This window comes from Mitsuaria sp. PDC51 (genome assembly GCF_900113225.1).
GTDB lineage: Bacteria > Pseudomonadota > Gammaproteobacteria > Burkholderiales > Burkholderiaceae_C > Roseateles.
Window position 1 is genome coordinate 1,587,615 of sequence record NZ_FOZE01000002.1, and the last position, 16,791, is coordinate 1,604,405.

General features: G+C 69.4%; 14 protein-coding genes. 5 read left to right on the forward strand and 9 right to left on the reverse strand.

All coding sequences use genetic code 11. The annotated features are described in order from the left end of the window. Positions 1-8 precede the first annotated feature (8 nt). From BM393_RS25970 to dnaA, 7 genes are all read right to left on the reverse strand, one after another. Positions 9-1,526 (reverse strand): cell wall hydrolase, encoded by a 1,518-nt coding sequence (locus BM393_RS25970; RefSeq protein ID WP_217648470.1) that lies wholly within the window; start codon positions 1,524-1,526, stop codon positions 9-11. Then, positions 1,523-3,262 (reverse strand): hypothetical protein, encoded by a 1,740-nt coding sequence (locus BM393_RS18445; protein WP_091729876.1) that lies wholly within the window; start codon positions 3,260-3,262, stop codon positions 1,523-1,525. Before BM393_RS18445 ends, BM393_RS25970 begins: the two co-directional genes overlap by 4 nt. A gap of 111 nt (positions 3,263-3,373) precedes the next feature. Beyond that, positions 3,374-3,958: a DUF3617 family protein gene (locus tag BM393_RS18450; protein ID WP_091729880.1), complete on the reverse strand. Its 585-nt coding sequence runs from the start codon at positions 3,956-3,958 to the stop codon at positions 3,374-3,376. Between the two features lie 50 nt (positions 3,959-4,008). Further along, positions 4,009-4,521 carry a hypothetical protein gene (locus BM393_RS18455; RefSeq protein ID WP_091729883.1) on the reverse strand — a complete coding sequence of 171 codons (513 nt, stop codon included), beginning with the start codon at positions 4,519-4,521 and terminating at the stop codon, positions 4,009-4,011. Beyond that, a complete protein-coding gene (gene gyrB, locus BM393_RS18460) occupies positions 4,518-7,046 on the reverse strand; it encodes a DNA topoisomerase (ATP-hydrolyzing) subunit B (RefSeq protein WP_091729886.1) in 2,529 nt (842 codons plus the stop codon). Before gyrB ends, BM393_RS18455 begins: the two co-directional genes overlap by 4 nt. Before the next feature lie 118 nt (positions 7,047-7,164). Beyond that, positions 7,165-8,289, reverse strand: coding sequence for a DNA polymerase III subunit beta (dnaN, locus tag BM393_RS18465; protein ID WP_091729890.1), 1,125 nt, complete (start codon positions 8,287-8,289; stop codon positions 7,165-7,167). A 70-nt stretch (positions 8,290-8,359) separates the two neighbouring features. Continuing rightward, the gene (gene dnaA / locus BM393_RS18470; RefSeq protein ID WP_091729893.1) at positions 8,360-9,889 is read right to left on the reverse strand and encodes a chromosomal replication initiator protein DnaA; all 1,530 of its coding nucleotides are present in this window, start codon (positions 9,887-9,889) and stop codon (positions 8,360-8,362) included. 305 nt (positions 9,890-10,194) lie between these two features. Here dnaA and rpmH point away from each other — a divergent pair, with 305 nt between their 5' ends. The 5 genes from rpmH to mnmE all read left to right on the forward strand — a co-directional run bounded on the left by rpmH (position 10,195) and on the right by mnmE (position 14,550). After that, positions 10,195-10,329, forward strand: coding sequence for a 50S ribosomal protein L34 (rpmH, locus tag BM393_RS25815; protein ID WP_067065970.1), 135 nt, complete (start codon positions 10,195-10,197; stop codon positions 10,327-10,329). A gap of 233 nt (positions 10,330-10,562) precedes the next feature. Continuing rightward, the gene (locus BM393_RS26445; RefSeq protein ID WP_404932658.1) at positions 10,563-10,865 is read left to right on the forward strand and encodes a ribonuclease P protein component; all 303 of its coding nucleotides are present in this window, start codon (positions 10,563-10,565) and stop codon (positions 10,863-10,865) included. 26 nt (positions 10,866-10,891) lie between these two features. Next, entirely contained in the window at positions 10,892-11,221 is a 330-nt protein-coding gene (gene yidD, locus BM393_RS18485) for a membrane protein insertion efficiency factor YidD (RefSeq protein ID WP_091729896.1), read from the forward strand. Further along, entirely contained in the window at positions 11,214-12,896 is a 1,683-nt protein-coding gene (gene yidC / locus BM393_RS18490; RefSeq protein ID WP_091729900.1) for a membrane protein insertase YidC, read from the forward strand. The genes yidD and yidC overlap by 8 nt, the downstream gene beginning before the upstream one ends. Positions 12,897-13,173: 277 nt before the next feature. Then, complete coding sequence (gene mnmE / locus BM393_RS18495) at positions 13,174-14,550, forward strand: tRNA uridine-5-carboxymethylaminomethyl(34) synthesis GTPase MnmE (RefSeq protein ID WP_091729905.1); 1,377 nt, start codon at positions 13,174-13,176, stop codon at positions 14,548-14,550. A 12-nt stretch (positions 14,551-14,562) separates the two neighbouring features. Here mnmE and BM393_RS18500 read toward each other — a convergent pair whose 3' ends face one another. Next, positions 14,563-15,123 carry an adenine phosphoribosyltransferase gene (locus BM393_RS18500; RefSeq protein ID WP_091729909.1) on the reverse strand — a complete coding sequence of 187 codons (561 nt, stop codon included), beginning with the start codon at positions 15,121-15,123 and terminating at the stop codon, positions 14,563-14,565. Positions 15,124-15,158: 35 nt separating this feature from the next. Continuing rightward, a complete protein-coding gene (locus BM393_RS18505; RefSeq protein ID WP_175538407.1) occupies positions 15,159-16,673 on the reverse strand; it encodes a diguanylate cyclase in 1,515 nt (504 codons plus the stop codon). Between the last annotated feature and the right edge of the window lie 118 nt (positions 16,674-16,791).

A 16,791-nucleotide genomic window follows, 5' to 3' on the forward strand; every position in this document is an offset into this window, starting at 1 on the left:
GTTTGGCCTCACGGAATGTCGTTGAAGAACAGGTGCGCGCCGATGCGCGCGCAGGGCCGATGGCCGGCGGCCCACCGGGGCGGCGGCGCCAGCCGCGCGGCGTGGTAATGGGTGGCGCCGGCCGTCGGGTCGCCGCGCAGCCGTTCCTGCGGACGATCCTGTTCCTGGGCCATCAGCCGCCGCGCGATCGCGAGCGCCTGGGCGAAGCGCGCGTTGGTGGCGTCCACCGCGAGCAGCTGCGGCAGGTTGGGATCGTTGCGGTTCCAGCAGCTGAACTGCCAGGGCTTGCGGCAGACCTCGACGACATCACGGCCCCAATAGGTCGCGCGCCGGACGCGGTTCAGCACCACGTGGGCGACGGCCTCCATCCCGTCGATCTGGCCGCGCTCGCCGCGGGCCTCGCCCCAGACGGTACGGGCCAGGATGACGACGTCCTGCCCGGCCGGGCCGGCCGCGGCGGGAACCGCGGTCGAGCTCGCGGGGACCGACGCCGGACCCGGTCCAGCCATCGGCGCGGGTACGGGCGCCGCCGGCGTCGCGAGAGGCCCGGCCCGGACCAGCGGCTCATCCCGGCGCACGAGTTCGGCGCCGGCCCATGCCAGCACCGGCGCGATGGGAACGGCGATCGCGCAGCGCAGGCCCACGCCATCGGGGGCGACGCCGGCATGCAGGCCGACCAGCTCGTCGCGGCTGTTCCAGATCGGCGCGCCGCTGTCGCCGCCGAGCGTGGCCTCGTCGGGCGTCCAGCACAGCGCGCCATCGAGCAGGTAGGGGCGGGACTCGTCGCCGGCGATGCACAGGCTGGCGCCGAACAGATGCGGGGCCTGGCCGCCGATCGCGCGGCCGCGGGTGCGGATGAACAGCTGGTCGTCGGCCAGCGCCGAGGCGGTGCCCACCGGCCACTCCGCGCCGCGACCGGCGAGCGGCCGCAGCGCCGCGGCGGACACCTCCACGAGCGCGGCGTCCACGGCGCAGGTGACCGGCAGCGCCTGGAAATTGGGCTGCCAGTCGAAGAGGCGCCCGTTGATCGGGGGCGCGTCCGGTTCGCCGTCCAGCCACAGCGTCACGTCGTCGCCGCGGGCGCTCGGCCGGGCCGCGGCCAGCACATGGCCCGAGGTCAGCGCCAGCAGGCTGGACGGGCGCGCGGTCCGGCGCAGCACGGCGGTCAGCGTGCCTTCGAGGAAGCGGTTGGAGGCGTTCTCGGCGCGGACCCAGGCGGCCTGGGCGTGGCCGAACCGTCCGCCACGGACCGCGTCGACGGGCATCGTCTCGCCGGTCAGCGGCGAGCGGAGCGCGCGCGGCAGCTGCCGTCCCGGACAGTCATCGCCGAAGGCCAGGGTGAGGCGCCGCGGCCCTTGGCCGCCCACCAGCGGCAGGCGCCACCAGTGAAGCGCGCGCGCCGCGTCCGCCGACAGCCCGAGCCGGGCGGCCAGTGCCTCGTCCTCGCGACGCGACGTCATCAGCGCGCCGAGGGCGGTCCGCACGGCGAGCAAGGGAGCGGCGTGGGCGGCCATCGTCCCGCTCACGGCTTGCAGTCGCCGCGCCCGGCGGCCTTCTGCGTGGCGTCGTCCCACTCGCCGGTCTTCGGGGCCGCGCCCTTGGCCTGGCAGCGGTCGATGGCGGCGTAGAGCTCCGCCTCGCTCGCGGGCGGCGTCAGGCCCATCTTCCGCTGCGTGTCGGCATCGATGGCGGGCAGTTTCCGGCGCGCGCCGGTCGCCTCGATGATGGACAGGCTGACCGCATGCTCGGCGCTGCCGTCGCGGATCGTCAGCAGCGCGGTGTCGCCGGCCTTGACGTCCTTGGCCGTGTAGTCGACGCGGAACTGCCCACCCTGCACCTGGACCGGCAGCGAGCTCGTCTTGCCGTCCACCTCCACGTCGGCCGAGGGCACGCCGCCGGTGCTGCTGACGAAGAAGGGCTGCGTCTTGCCGAGCTCGAGCGGCAGGCTGGTCGCGTCGGGCGAGACCCGCAGGGTGGTGTTGTTGATCTTCATCGTGCAGGCCGCGATGGCCTTGCGCGCCTTCGCGGCGCCACTGCCGGCGACGTTCGCCGCGATCTCGTCGAGGCTCGATGTCGCCTCCTGCAACTCCAGCGTGAGCTGCGCGAGGTCTCGGAGACGGGCGCGGTCGCCGGCGCTCAGCGCGCGGACCTGCCGGGCCGTTCCCTGCGATTCGCCGGTGGCCGACGCGCCGCCAGGCGCCGATGCGGGCGTCGACGCCCCAGTGACCCCGGCGCGCTTGAAGCCGTCTTCCAGCGCACCGGCCACCGGCCCCGCGGCCTTGATGGCGGCCAGCACGGCCGTCTGGTTGGGGATCGTCTTGTCGACCTCCTCGCTGACCTTGAGCTGCACGGCCACGGCGCGGGCCCACAGGTCCGAGGCCGCGCCTTCGATCAGGTCGATCGCACGATCCGCGCGCCGCCGGGCCCGGTTGCCGTCTTCCAGGCTGGCGCGGGCCTCCTTCATGGTCTGGATGGCCTCCGGGGCTGCGGGGAGGGTCTCGGTCCGTTCCGACGTCGAGACACAGTCGCGATCCCATGTCGCCTGCTCACGCAGGCAGGCGGACCGGTTCAACAGCTTCAGTTCCTCGGCGGTCGCGCCGGCGGGCGCCGCCGGGCAGGCTGGCCTGGGGCGCGGGCAGCTGCGCGTCCGCGCCGGGACGATCCTGAGTTCGGGCTGGTCCACCTCCTGGGACTGGCGCATCGCCACGCGCAGCTCGTCGCTGCGTCGCGCCACGGCGGCCTTCAGGCCATAGAGGGTGTCCTTGTAATCCGGATCGTCGGGCTCGCCGACGAGGCGGGCCTTGTTCCGGAACGGAGCCGCCGCGTTGAGGCCGCATTGGAGCGCCTCGGCGCCGGCGCGATAGACATCGATGCGCGCGCGCACGATGAAGAGGTTGCCCGCCGCATAGCTCGCGGCGCCGACACCGGCGATGCCCGCGACGGTGCGCGCGCTGCCGTCTCCCAGCGCCACGGCGGCGCCCGCGGCGGACAGGCCCAGCAGCCAGGCGGACAGCTGCGGACTGGCGTTGGACAGGTCGCTGACCGCCGAGACGTAGCGGCCGCGGACCAGGGCGACCTCCTTGTAGACCTCGTCGAAGGTCTTGGGCTCGTCGTTCTTGTCGAGCGTGTATTCGCCCGACACGTTCTTCGACGCCGTCAGGTGCCTGGAAAAGATCTGCGGCTGCAGCGCGGTGCTGCAGCCGGCGATCAGCACGAGCACCGGCAGCGTTGCCCGGCGCAGGCAGCGGTCAAGGCTGTTCACGGTGGGACCCTCCTGGGGGAGGCAGGATCGGGGCCACCGGCGGTGGGCGTCATCCTCAAGCTTGAGGACCGCCCCCCGCTTCGCGGGGCGGGTCAGGCGCCCCGCCGGGGATCAGCGCATCAGCTCCATCAGCGACGGATCGATGCCGGGCGGCGGTGCGCTGCAGTCGCTGCCGATCCACTTGTGCACCGACGTCGATTCATAGGTGATCGGCATGCCCTGCGCGGTCGTGCCCTTGAACGTCACCTTGACGGTGGCGCTGGACTTGTCGGTGACTTGGTAGGAGCCGTTGCCCATGCCGCTGGCCGTCGCGCTCTTGCAGCTCATCGTGAAGGTGCCGCTGGTGGCGTCGCCGGGCTTCACTTGCGTGGTGCAGTCGTCGACGCTCTGCGGCTTGGGCAGGGCGAACTCGGGGCTCTGCTGGCAGTCCAGATGCGGGCTGCCGCCGGTAGGCAGGCCGACCTTGGCCATCGCGGCGGCGAGGCTGCTCTTCTGCTGCGGCGTCAGGGCGCCGTTGATGTCGAAGATCGTGGGCATCTTCCGGCCGTTGAGCGTGTTGACGCTCGCGCTGGCCCACAAGCCGGGCTTGACGCTGATGGATTGGGCCTGGGCGGGCGCCGACAGCGTCAGCAGGCCCAGCGACAGGGCGAGCGCCGAAGCGGCGGCGGAAGCGAGAGGGGAACGGGAAGCGCGCATGCGTGAGCCTCGTGGAATCGGACGACGAGGCGCAGTCTCCACGGGCGCGGCTACCGCTGTCGAGGCGGCTTGCCCCCTTCAAAGGGGGCGGGTGTGACCGAGGTCATGTCGGCCGGTGGACCGGCGTGCCATGCCGTACCGTCCTCGAAAGTGACCCGCGTGACGGCGGCGTGGGATTGCGGGCAGCGCATCGGACGGGCCGGTGACTGATCACGCGGCCGGTCGAATTCATGGCTCATGTCGACGTGATGCGCCGGCGCGATGCTGCCGTCGCTGATCGAAACGCCGGCGAACTCGCTGAGCACCTCGTGGCCGGTGCCGCGCTCGCGGACGCAACCGAGCTCGACAGCGACGATGCCCCGCGGGCCGCGGTTGGTCAGCACCAGGGCGAGCTCGCCGCGCACCGGCTTGAGCTCGAGCACCATCGGCGCGGTCGGCAGGTCGATCCAGTCGGGCGGATAGACCGGAGGGGAATGCGGCTCCGATTGCCCGAGCGCGGGCAGGCCGGCGATGGCGAGGAGCAGGCCGGTGAAAGGGGGAGCGAGGCGGGAACGGGTGATCACACGTCGATGTTGGCCGCGCGCAGCGCATTCGTCTCGATGAACTCCCGGCGCGGCTCCACCTCGTCGCCCATCAGCATCGTGAACACGCGGTCCGCCTCGATGGCGTCCTCGATCTGCACGCGCAGCAGGCGGCGGACCGTCGGGTCCATCGTCGTTTCCCACAGCTGCTCGGGGTTCATCTCGCCCAGGCCCTTGTAGCGCTGGCGGCCCACGCTCGATTCCGCCTGCGTCATCAGCCAGGCCATCGCGCCGCGGAAGTCCGTCACCTTGCTTTCCTTGGCCTTCTCGCCTTCGCCCTTACGGATCACGGCTTCCTCGCCCACCAGGCCCTTGAAGGTCTTGCCGGCCTCGGCCAGGACTTCATAGTCCGCGCCGTGCACGAAGTCCGCCGTGATGATGCTCGAGCGCACGTTGCCGTGATGACGACGGCTGATGCGCAGCAGCTGCTTGTCGGTGCGCGGGTCCGTCTCGGCCGTCACCACCGCGTCGTGCAGCGCCGAGGCCAGCGCCGTCGCGGAGATCTCCGCCGCGTCCTTCGTGTCCAGGTTCAGCGACAGGCCCGACGCCAGCAGGTGCAGCGCCTCGCCGTCCATCCAGGCGGACAGGCGCTCGATCACGTTCTGCGCCGCCACGTACTGGCGCGCCTTGGTCTCCAGGTCCTCGCCCTTGAGCACCGGACCCGCGCCCACGCCGGCGGTGTGCAGCTCGGCATCGTTCAGCGCGACCTTCAGCAGGAAGCCGTCCAGCTCGTGGCCGTCCTTCAGGTACTGCTCGTGCTTGCCGACCTTGACCTTGTACAGCGGCGGCTGCGCGATGTAGATGTGGCCGCGCTCCACCAGCTCCGGCATCTGCCGGTAGAAGAAGGTCAGCAGCAGCGTCCGGATGTGCGCACCGTCCACGTCCGCGTCGGTCATGATGATGATGCGGTGGTAGCGCAGCTTGTCCGGATTGAAGTCGTCGCTGCCCGCGCCGCGGCCGATGCCGGTGCCCAGCGCCGTGATCAGCGTGATGATTTCATTGCTGGTCAGCAGCTTCTCGTAGCGCGCCTTCTCGACGTTCAGGATCTTGCCGCGCAGCGGCAGGATCGCCTGGAACTTGCGGTCGCGGCCCTGCTTCGCGGAGCCACCGGCGGAGTCACCCTCCACGATGTAGATCTCGCACAGCGCGGGATCCTTCTCCTGGCAGTCCGCCAGCTTGCCCGGCAGGCCCATGCCGTCCAGCACGCCCTTGCGCCGCGTCATCTCGCGCGCCTTGCGCGCCGCTTCACGCGCCCGCGCCGCCTCGACGATCTTGCCGCAGATGATCTTGGCGTCGGTCGGGTTCTCCAGCAGCCAGTCGCCCAGCTTGCTCGCGACGATTTCCTCCACCGGGCCGCGCACTTCGCTCGACACCAGCTTGTCCTTGGTCTGCGAGCTGAACTTGGGCTCCGGCACCTTGACGCTGACCACGCAGGCCAGGCCTTCGCGCATGTCGTCGCCGGTGACGTCGACCTTGGCCTTCTTGGCCAGTTCGTTGTCCTCGATGTACTTGTTGATCACCCGCGTCATCGCCGCGCGCAGACCCGTCAGGTGGGTGCCGCCGTCGCGCTGCGGGATGTTGTTGGTGAAGCACAGGACGCTTTCATTGAAGCCGTCGTTCCACTGCATCGAGACCTCGACCCCGATGTTGGTGTTCTGCTCCGACATCTTGTCGCCCTGGGCGTGGAAGATGTTGGGGTGCAGCGCCGTCTTGCCCTTGTTGATGAACTCGACGAAGCCGCGCACGCCGCCCGCGAAGGCGAAGTTGTCTTCCTTGTTGTTGCGCTCGTCGACCAGGCGGATCTTCACGCCGTTGTTCAGGAACGAGAGCTCGCGCAGGCGCTTGGCCAGGATGTCGTAGTGGAACTCGGAGTTCTGCGTGAAGATCTCCGTGTCCGGCAGGAAGTGGACTTCCGTGCCGCGCTTGTCGGTCTCGCCGACGATCTTCATCGGGCTGGTCTCGAAACCGTCGCGGACCTCGATCAGGCGGTCCTGCGGCACGCCCTTCTTGAACTCCAGCTGATGGACCTTGCCTTCGCGGCGCACCGTCAGGCGCAGCGTCTTGGACAGCGCGTTCACGCAGGACACGCCCACGCCGTGCAGGCCGCCCGAGACCTTGTAGCTGTTCTGGTTGAACTTGCCGCCGGCGTGCAGTTCCGTCAACGCGATCTCGGCCGCCGAGCGCTTGGGCTCGTGCTTGTCGTCCATCTTCACGCCGGTCGGGATGCCGCGGCCGTTGTCGATGACGGAGATCGAGTTGTCGGTGTGGATGGTGATGACGATGTCGTCGCAGTAGCCGGCCAGCGCCTCGTCGATCGAGTTGTCGACCACCTCGAACACCAGGTGGTGCAGGCCGGTACCGTCCGAGGTGTCGCCGATGTACATGCCGGGGCGCTTGCGCACCGCCTCCAGGCCTTCCAGGATCTGGATGCTGGACTCGCCGTATCCCGCGCCGTCGTTTTGAGGCGCGGGAGCCGGGGTGTTGTCAGGAGTGCTGTTATCGGTCATCGGAGGGGTACTCAGGCCGCCGCGGCGGCCGCTGAAAAAACTGGCTGGAACCCCCGCCTGGCGGGGGCAGGGGGTGCGCAACGTTCACGCTCCGAGGAGCGAAGGTCGCGCAGCGACCTTAGATCCTCATCGGCATGACGACGTACTTGAAGCCGGTGTGTTCGGGGATGCTGAGCAGCGCGCTGGACGAGCTGTCGTTCAGGTCCACCCGCACCATGTCCTGCGACATGTTGGCCAGCACGTCCATCAGGTAGGTCACGTTGAAGCCGGTTTCGATCTGGTCGCCGCCGTAGTCGATCTCGAGTTCTTCCTTGGCCTCTTCCTGCTCGGCGTTGCTCGAGGCGATCGACAGCAGGCCCGGCTCGAAGGACAGGCGCACCGCCTTGAACTTCTCGCTGGTCAGGATCGCGGCGCGCTGCAGCGCGGCCAGCAGCGGCTGGCGGCCCAGGATCACGTGGAAACGGTGGTTCTTCGGGATGACGCGGTTGTAGTCGGGGAACTTGCCCTCGACCAGCTTGGTCACGAACTCCATGCCGCTGAAGCTGAACTTGGCCTGGTTGCCGGCGAAGCGCATCTCGATCGGAGCGCTCTCGTCGTCGCCCTTGCCGCCGTCCTTGAGCAGGCGCATCAGTTCCAGCACCGTCTTGCGGGGCAGGATGACTTCCTGCTTGGGCATCTCGGTGTCCGTCTCGGCCTGGGCCAGCGCCAGTCTGTGGCCGTCGGTCGCGACCAGCGTCAGGGTCTTGCCCTCGGCCACGAACAGGATGCCGTTCAGGTAGTAGCGGATGTCATGCACCGCCATCGCGAAGTGGACCTGGTTGATCAGGCCCTTGAGCGTCTTCTGTGGCACGCTGAACGCGGGACCGAAGTCGGCCGCTTCCTGCACCAGCGGGAAATCGTCGGCCGGCAGCGTCTGCAGCGTGAAGCGGCTCTTGCCGCCCTGCAGCGTCATCTTGTTCTGGTTGGACGTCAGGCTCACCGTCTGGTCCGACGGCATCGAGCGCAGGATGTCGATCAGCTTGCGCGCGCCGATGGTGGTGGAGAAGTCCCCGTCGTCGCCCTCGAACTCGACCGTGGTGCGCACCTGGATTTCCAGGTCGCTCGTGGTCAGCTCCACCTGCTTGCCCTGCTTCCGGACCAGCACGTTGGCCAGGATGGGCAGGGTGTGGCGCCGTTCCACGATGCCGGACACCGCCTGCAGCGCGGCAAGCACTTTGTCCTGGCTGTCTTTCAACACGATCATGTCAACCTCTCTCCACTGTTGGCTGTTCGGGCGAACGCGGCATTTTCGCTGAAGGCGAAGGCGTTTTTCCTCATCCCTTCAGCGTTTGCTCCAGCACATGCAACTGCTGGTTCAACTCGGTGTTCTTCTGACGCTCGCCGCCGATCTTGCGGACCGCATGCAGCACCGTCGTATGGTCGCGGCCGCCGAACAGCTCGCCGATCTCCGGCAGGCTCTTCTGCGTCAGCTCTTTGGCCAGGTACATCGCGATCTGGCGCGGCCGGGCGATGCTGGCCGGGCGCTTCTTCGAGTACATGTCCGCGACCTTGATCTTGTAGAAGTCGGCCACCGTCTTCTGGATGTTCTCGACCGAGATCTGCCGGTTCTGGATCGAGAGCAGGTCCTTGAGCGCCTCGCGCGCGAGCTGGATGTTGATTTCCTTGTGCGAGAAGCGGCTGTAGGCCAGCACCTTGCGCAGCGCGCCCTCGAGCTCGCGCACGTTGGCGCGCACGTTCTTCGCGATGAAGAAGGCCACGTCCTCCGGCATCGGCGCGCTTTCGGCCTCGGCCTTCTTGATCAGGATGGCGACCCGCATTTCCAGCTCGGGCGGCTCGATCGCGACGGTCAGACCGGCGTCGAAGCGGCTGGTGAGGCGCTCGTCGATGTCCACCAGGCCCTTCGGATAGGTGTCCGAGGTCATGATGATGTGGGCCCGCTTGGCCAGCAGCGCCTCGAACGCATTGAAGAACTCTTCCTGCGTGCGGTCCTTGCCGGCGAAGAATTGCACGTCGTCGATCAGCAGCAGGTCCAGCGAGTGGTACTTGGCCTTGAGCTCGTCGAAGGTCTTGCGCTGGTAGTTCTTGACCACGTCCGAGATGAACTGCTCGGCGTGCAGGTAGAGCACGCGGGCGTCGGGGCGGTCCTTGAGCAGTGCGTTGCCGACGGCGTGGATCAGGTGGGTCTTGCCCAGGCCGACACCGCCGTAGATGAACAGCGGGTTGTACATCTGGCCCGGCGCGCCGGCGACGTGCAGCGCCGCGGTGCGCGCCATCTGGTTGGCGCGACCGGGGACCAGCGTGTCGAAGGTCAGGCTGGTGTTGATGCGGTGGCGGGTGGCGCTGGGCGGGACGTTGGGGGTCGCGCCCGGCTGGATCAGGCTGGCGGCGGTGGCCGGCGCCGCGGGCGGCTGGGCGGCCACGGGCGCGGCGGCCGGACGGGCGGCCACCGAGGCCGGCACGGCCGGCCGACCGGCCGCCGGCGCGCCCAGGCCGTGCTGGTTCAGCACCTGGCCCATGGTCATGTTGGACGGCTGCGTGCGCGGCAGCGGCGCGATCGCCTCGCGCGGCGCCAGCGACAGTTCCAGGCGTGCCGGCTTGCCGGCGAGCTCGGTCAGGATGGCCTCGATGCGGCCGGCGTACTGGCTGCGGATCCAGTCCAGCTTGAATCGGTTGGGGACACGGAGGGACACCAGGACGGCCTCGTGGCCGTTCTCTTCCTGCTGGGCGACCTCTGCCGGGGGCAGCGGACGGATCCAGGTATTGAATTGCTGCTCAGGCAGTTCGGCGGCCAGGCGTTCGCAGCCGCGCTGCCACAAGGCCGCCCCTGACAAGTCTGCGCTCATTGTGGAAAACTTATTCTTCGAGCGGCCGGATTGTACCGATGCGAGACCGCGAAGCCAGGGTTATCCACAGATTTTTTGCCCCGGTCAAGTGCTGGTAATCCCCGTGCCTGCCAGCCTCCGGATTGACCCTGATGCAAATCTTTGCTGTAATCGCGGGTTTTCCGGACGCCCGGACGTTGCTGCGTGGGCCTCCGCTTTTCGAGCGGCTTGCGACATCCCTCCGAGATGTCCACCGTCGCCACCGTCCGCGGCGCCAAGGTGGCGCGAGGCGACGGGAAGTACCGAAGATTTCCAAGAGGTTGAACATGAAACGCACTTATCAAGGCTCCAAGACCCGTCGCGCCCGCACCCACGGCTTCCTGGTCCGCATGAAGACGCGTGGCGGCAAGGCCGTCATCGCCGCTCGCCGCGCCAAGGGCCGCAAGCGCCTGGCCGTCTGAGCGAAGCGCAAGACGACTCCGACAGCACCGTGATCGGCCGCATCGTGCGATCGGCCGATTTCGAGCGCGTGCTGGGCACCCCCAGCCGCGCGCGCAGCGCGCACTTCGCCGTGCATCACCTGGCCGCCAGCCCCTCGCTGCCGAAGCGCCGTCCATCCACAGGAACGGCTGACTTGTCCACAGGTGATGCACCGATTCATCCCCAAGCTGTGGATGAACCGTCCTCCGCGAACGTGGCGCCCACCCCCGTTGAATCGGTTCCAGCCGCGCCCGACCGGGCCTGGCTGGGCTACGTCGTGCCCAAGCGGCACGCGAAGCGCGCCGTGACGCGGGCGCTGCTCAAGCGCCAGATCCGCGCCGTGTTCGGCGACCTGCCGACGCTGCCGCCCGGCCTCTGGGTGGTGCGGCTGCGCATGCCCTTCGACCGCAAGCAGTACCCCAGCGCCTCTTCCGATGCGCTGCGCGCCGCCGCGCGCGCGGAGCTGCTGCAGCTGACCCGCAAGCTCGCGCCACCGCCCCCGGGCGCCGCCGGCTGACCGGATCGCGGTTCGGAACAGCGAGCATGGACGACCGCCCCGGCCTGCCGACGCGACTGCTGATGGGGCTGGTGCGCGGCTACCAGCTGCTGTTCAGCGCCTGGTTGCGCGCGGGCTGCCGCTACAGCCCGAGTTGCTCGAACTACGCGATGCAGTCCCTGCGCCGCCACGGCGCCGCCGCCGGCACCTACCTTGCGGTCGGACGGGTCCTGCGTTGCAACCCTTTCTGTCTGGGCGGACACGATCCCGTGCCCGACAATCCGCCCCGCCTGTTCACCCGGTTCACCGAGCGTCCCTCCAGATGCCGTCCGGGGTCAGCCTCTTCAACCGCCAATCCAAAAGCTTCCCATGACTGATATTCGCCGCACCATCTTGTGGGTGGTGTTCACGATGTCGCTGGTCCTTCTGTGGGACGGGTGGCAGCGGCACAACGGCCAGCCGTCGCTGTTCCATCCGGCGCCGGCCAAGGTCGCCACCGCACCCGCCGCCCCGGCATCGGCCGCTTCCGCCGCCGCGCTGCCGGCCGCCGCGGCTGCTTCCGGCGCCACTGCCGGCGCGCCGGTCGCGCCCGTCGTCAAGAACGAGCTGGTCACCTTCAGCACCGACGTGGTCAAGGCCACCATCGACACCCGCGGCGGCAGCCTGGTGCGCGTCGAGCTGCTCAAGCATGCCGACGACACCAACCCCAGCGGCCACGTCGTCGTGCTGGATCCGATGCGCAACTACAGCGCCCGCTCCGGCCTGCTGAACGTGCCGAACGCGCCCAGCGACCAGACGGTGCTGACGCTGGTCGACGGCCCCAAGGAGCTCAAGGATGGCCAGGACACCCTGGTCGTGCGGCTGGAAGGCGAGCAGGGCGGCGTGAAGCTGGCCAAGACCTACACCTTCAAGCGGGGCGACTACGCCATCGCGGTGAACCACGAGGTCACCAACACCGGCGCGGCCGCGGTCACGCCGCAGCTGTACCTGCAGCTGGTGCGTGACGGCCATGTCGAGCACACCGGTCCGTCCTTCGCGCCGACCTCGTTCTCCGGCCCGGCGATCTACACCGACAAGGCGAAGTACCACAAGCTCGCGTTCGACGACCTCAAGAAGGGCAAGGCCGAGTACGAGAAGAACGCCGACGACGGCTGGGTCGCGATGGTCCAGCACTACTTCGTCAGCGCCTGGATCCGCAACGAAGCCGGCCCGCGCGAGTTCAACGTCCGTCCGCTCAACCAGGACCTGTACACCGCCGGCATGGTGATGAACTTCCCGGCCGTGGCGCCGGGCGCGTCGGCCAAGCTGGACAACCTGCTGTACGTCGGCCCGCAGGAAGAGAAGAAGCTGGAAGTGCTGGCCCCGGGCCTGGAGCTGGTGAAGGACTACGGCATCTTCAAGATCCTGTCCAAGCCGCTGTTCTGGCTGCTGGACGTCCTGCACACGCTGCTGGGCAACTGGGGCTGGGCGATCATCCTGCTGGTCGTGCTGCTGAAGGTCGCGTTCTACGGCCTGAACGCCAGCGCGTACCGCAGCATGGCCAAGATGAAGGCGGTGAATCCCCGCATCCAGGAGATGCGCGAGCGCCTGAAGGACAAGCCGCAGCAGATGCAGCAGGAGATGATGCGGATCTACAAGGAAGAGAAGATCAATCCGCTGGGCAGCTGCCTGCCGATCTTCCTGCAGATGCCGTTCTTCATCGCGCTGTACTGGGTGCTGCTGTCCAGCGTCGAGATGCGCGGCGCGCCGTGGGTGATGTGGATCCACGACCTGTCCAAGCCCGACAGCCTGTTCGGCCACCTGTTCGGCGCGCCGATCGGCCCGCTGCCGCTGCTGATGACGGCCTCCAGCCTGCTGCAGGTGTGGCTGAACCCGCAGCCGGCCGACCCGGTCCAGGCCAAGATGATGTGGATCATGCCGCTGGCCTTCAGCGTGATGTTCTTCTTCTTCCCGTCGGGCCTGGTGCTGTACTGGTTGGTGAACAACATTCTGTCGATCGCCCAGCAATGGATGATCAACAAGCAGATCGGCGTCAGCGGCTCGAAGAAGTGATCGACGGCGGCGGGGGATTCGCCAATTCCTCACGCCGATCGCAGGAGCCCCCGCACCCCGGGGGCTTTTTTTCGTCCGCGCGCAGGCGCTTAATCGAGTCCATGCGGGGATCGCTTCTCCACCTGACTCGGGACGGTGGGGGACCGGAGGCGCAAGACGCCGGCTCACGAGAGGCGGCGACGAGGCCTGCCCCGCGCCATCCACGATGACGGCGATGCGGCCTGGCGGCCCATCGCCGTTGTTCTTGGTGCCCGGACGCTGCGAGACAATCGCGCCCATGCTGTCGCGACACCAGGATCCCATCGCCGCCATCGCCACTGCGCCCGGACGCGGGGCCGTCGGCATCGTGCGGGTGTCCGCGCCACAAGACCTGGCCCCGCTGGTGACGGCGATCTGTGGCCGTGCGCTCAAGCCTCGCGAGGCGACCTACCTGCCTTTCCGTAGCGCCCAGGGCGAGGCGATCGACCACGGCCTGGCGCTGCTCTTCCCGGCGCCGCATTCCTACACCGGCGAGCATGTGCTGGAGCTGCAGGCCCACGGCGGCCCGGTGGTGCTGCAACTGCTGCTGGCGCGCTGCCTGGAGGCCGATCCCGCGCTGCGGATGCGGCTGGCCGAGCCGGGTGAGTTCACGCGCCGCGCCTTCCTCAACGGCAAGCTGGACCTGGCGCAAGCCGAGGCCGTGGCCGACCTGATCGACGCCAGCACCGAAGCCGCCGCGCGCAGCGCCGGTCGGGCGCTGGCCGGTGCGCTCAGCGGCGAGGTCGGCGGGCTGCGCGATGGCTTGATCCAGCTGCGGATGCTGGTCGAAGCCACCCTGGACTTCCCCGAGGAGGAGATCGATTTCCTCGAGCAGGCCGATGCGCTGGGCAAGTTGCGCCGGTTGCTGCAGCGGGTGGAGGCGCTGCTCGATCGCAGCCGCCAGGGCGCGATCCTGCGCGAGGGCATCAAGGTCGTGCTGGCGGGGCAGCCGAATGTCGGCAAAAGCTCGCTGCTGAACGCGTTGGCCGGCGCCGAGCTGGCGATCGTGACGCCGATCCCGGGCACGACGCGGGACAAGCTGAGCCAGACCATCCAGATCGAGGGCGTGCCGCTGCACATCAGCGACACGGCCGGCCTGCGCGACACCGAGGACGAGGTCGAGCGCATCGGCGTGGCCCGCAGCTGGGACGCGATCGCGGATGCGGACGTGGTGCTGTTCCTGCACGACCTGACGCGCGTCGGCCATGCGGACTACGAGGCCGAGGACGCCGAAATCCGCGGCCGCCTGACGAGCGTCGATCCGGCGCGGATCCTCCAGATCTACAACAAGGCCGACGCGCATGCGCCGGCGGGCTTGCCGGCGGACGCGCTGACCTTGTCGGCGAAGACGGGCGAGGGCCTGGACGCTTTGCGCCGACGCCTGCTGGAGCAGGTCGGCTGGCACGCGGTGCCGGAGGGGCTGTTCATCGCGCGCGAGCGCCACGTGCAGGCGCTGCGCCGCACCCAGGAGCACATCGGGCTGGCGTTGGCCCAGGCCGAGACCGAGCCGCCGGCGCTGGACCTGATGGCGGAGGAGTTGCGCCTGGCGCACGACGCGCTCGGCGAGATCACCGGCGCGTTCACCGCCGACGACCTGCTGGGGGAGATCTTCAGCCGGTTCTGCATCGGGAAGTGAGCGCCGAGGCCCTCAATGCCCCTCGAACGCCACCAGCGAAAACACCTTCAACCCGCCCTCCCGCAAGCGCTTCGAGCCGCCCAGCTCCGGCAGGTCCACGATCGCCGCGCCCTCGATGACCTCGGCGCCCAGCCGCTCCAGCAGCCGCTTGCCGGCCATCATCGTGCCGCCGGTGGCGATCAGGTCGTCGATCAGCAGCACCCGATCGCCGGCCTTCACCGCGTCGGTGTGCATCTCCACCGTCGCGCTGCCGTACTCCAGCTCATAGGTCTCCTGCACCGTCGTGAAGGGCAGCTTGCCCTTCTTGCGGATCGGCACGAAACCGACGTTGAGCTCATAGGCCAGCACCGAGCCGATGATGAACCCACGCGCATCCAGCCCCGCGATCGCATCGGGCCGCAGGTCGAAGTAGCGGTGCACGAACTGGTCGATCAGCACGCGGAAGGCCCGCGGGTTCGCCAGCAGCGGCGTGATGTCGCGGAACTGCACGCCTGGCTCCGGCCAGTCCGACACGGTGCGGATCTGCTGCCTCAGGAAGGCGATCGGGTCAGGGGTGAGGTCGGTGTGCGGCATGGGCGCGATTGTCGCGCCGGCCGGGCTCGGCGGGGTCAGGCCGTCTGCTGCTGGCAGATCAGGCGGGCGCGGCCAGCCTGCTTGGCTTCGTAGAGCGCGGCGTCCGCCGTCTGGATCAGGCGCTGGGCCTCTTCGCCGCTGCGCGGGATCAATGCCGCCACGCCGATCGACAGGCTCACCGAGCGCCGCACCGGCGAGCCCACATGCTCGATCGCGGCCAGCCGCACGCTGTCCAGGCAGCGCTGCGCCACCACCTGCGCGCCGGCCAGGTCCGTGTCGACCAGCAGCACCGCGAATTCCTCGCCGCCGTAGCGGCACACCGATTCACCGCCGCGTCCGGCGCAGCTGCGCAGCAGCGTCGCGACGCGCCGCAGGCAGTCGTCGCCGGAGACGTGGCCGTAGCAGTCGTTGTATTGCTTGAAATGGTCGATGTCGACCATCAGCAGCGCCAGCGGCCGGCCCGCGCGGGTCGCGCGCTGCCACTCCGTCTGCAGCAGCTGGTCGAACAGCCGCCGGTTGCCGACGCCGGTCAGCCCGTCGGTGGTGGACTGCCGGGCCAGCAGCTCGTTGGCGCGGCGCAGCCGCTCCTCCTGGCGCTTGCGCTCGGTCAGGTCGGTGACGATGCAGACGTAGAGGTGGATCGTGTCGGTCCGGACCTCGGCGATCGCCAGCTGCAGGTGCAGCGCCTCGCCGCTGCGGTGACGGGCGGTGAACTCGCGCGGCTGGCCCAGCAGCGAGCGCGGGTCCAGCGGCGCCTCCTGCGTCGCACCCGCACCACCCGCCGCCGCCGACGCGGCGCCCAGCAGCATGCCCAGGTGGACGCCCTGCAGCTCCGAGGCGGTGAAGCCGAACAGCGACTCGCAGCTCGGGTTGGCCTCGAGCACATGGCCGCCGGAGTCCAGCGTGAGGATGCCGTTGGCGGCCGACTCGATCGTGGCGCGCAGTTGCGCCCGGCTCGCCGCCAAGCGCTGCTGCTCGTGGATCAGGTCGGTCACGTCCATGCGCACGCCGACGATGCCGCCGGATGGCGTGCGGGATTCGTAGATGCGCAGCCACATGTCGTCGTGCACCCGCTGCAGCAGCGGCGACACCTGCTTGCCGCGCGCCTGGCGGCGCTCTTCCAGCCATTCGGGTTCGCGGCCGCGCGCCTCCGGGATGCCGCCGCGCGCCAGGGACTCCCGCACCAGGTCCTCGAAGGTGCTCTTGCGCTGGAAGTGCCGCAGCATGTGCGGGTAGATCTCGACCAGGCGGCGGTTGTAGGCGATCAGACGGTCCTCGGCGTCGAAGATCTCGACGCTGGCCGGCAGCGCGTCGATCGCTTCCTCCATCGTGCGCTGTGCCAGCCGGGCGCGGGCCTGCGTGCGCGCCAGCGTCGACACGACCGCCACCGCCAGCAGCACCGTCAGCGCCAGCGAGGCCACGCCCACCCACGCCAGCCAGCCGTCGACCGCGTCGCCGCCGAGGGTGACCGTCAGCACGATGGCCTGCAGGCCCACCAGCAGCGCGAACGCCAGCAGCGGCCAGGTGCGGACTTCGGCGGATCGGTTCATCGCGGAGCGCGGCGCCGGCGGCGACGCCATGGAAAAGGGTGGCTGATCCTAGCCAGCCCGCTCCGCGATGAATACCGCTCCACGGGGGGAGAAGCGGGTTCGGGCGACGTCCCCTCGT

Coding starts and splice junctions, on each gene's coding strand:
- dnaA (WP_091729893.1), bottom strand. CDS start 9,889: ATGAGCGCAGACTTGTCAGGGGCGGCCTTGTGGCAGCGCGGCTGCGAA.
- yidC (WP_091729900.1), top strand. CDS start 11,214: ATGACTGATATTCGCCGCACCATCTTGTGGGTGGTGTTCACGATGTCG.
- BM393_RS18500 (WP_091729909.1), bottom strand. CDS start 15,123: ATGCCGCACACCGACCTCACCCCTGACCCGATCGCCTTCCTGAGGCAG.
- BM393_RS18450 (WP_091729880.1), bottom strand. CDS start 3,958: ATGCGCGCTTCCCGTTCCCCTCTCGCTTCCGCCGCCGCTTCGGCGCTC.
- mnmE (WP_091729905.1), top strand. CDS start 13,174: ATGCTGTCGCGACACCAGGATCCCATCGCCGCCATCGCCACTGCGCCC.
- BM393_RS18505 (WP_175538407.1), bottom strand. CDS start 16,673: ATGAACCGATCCGCCGAAGTCCGCACCTGGCCGCTGCTGGCGTTCGCG.
- dnaN (WP_091729890.1), bottom strand. CDS start 8,289: ATGATCGTGTTGAAAGACAGCCAGGACAAAGTGCTTGCCGCGCTGCAG.
- rpmH (WP_067065970.1), top strand. CDS start 10,195: ATGAAACGCACTTATCAAGGCTCCAAGACCCGTCGCGCCCGCACCCAC.
- yidD (WP_091729896.1), top strand. CDS start 10,892: ATGGACGACCGCCCCGGCCTGCCGACGCGACTGCTGATGGGGCTGGTG.
- gyrB (WP_091729886.1), bottom strand. CDS start 7,046: ATGACCGATAACAGCACTCCTGACAACACCCCGGCTCCCGCGCCTCAA.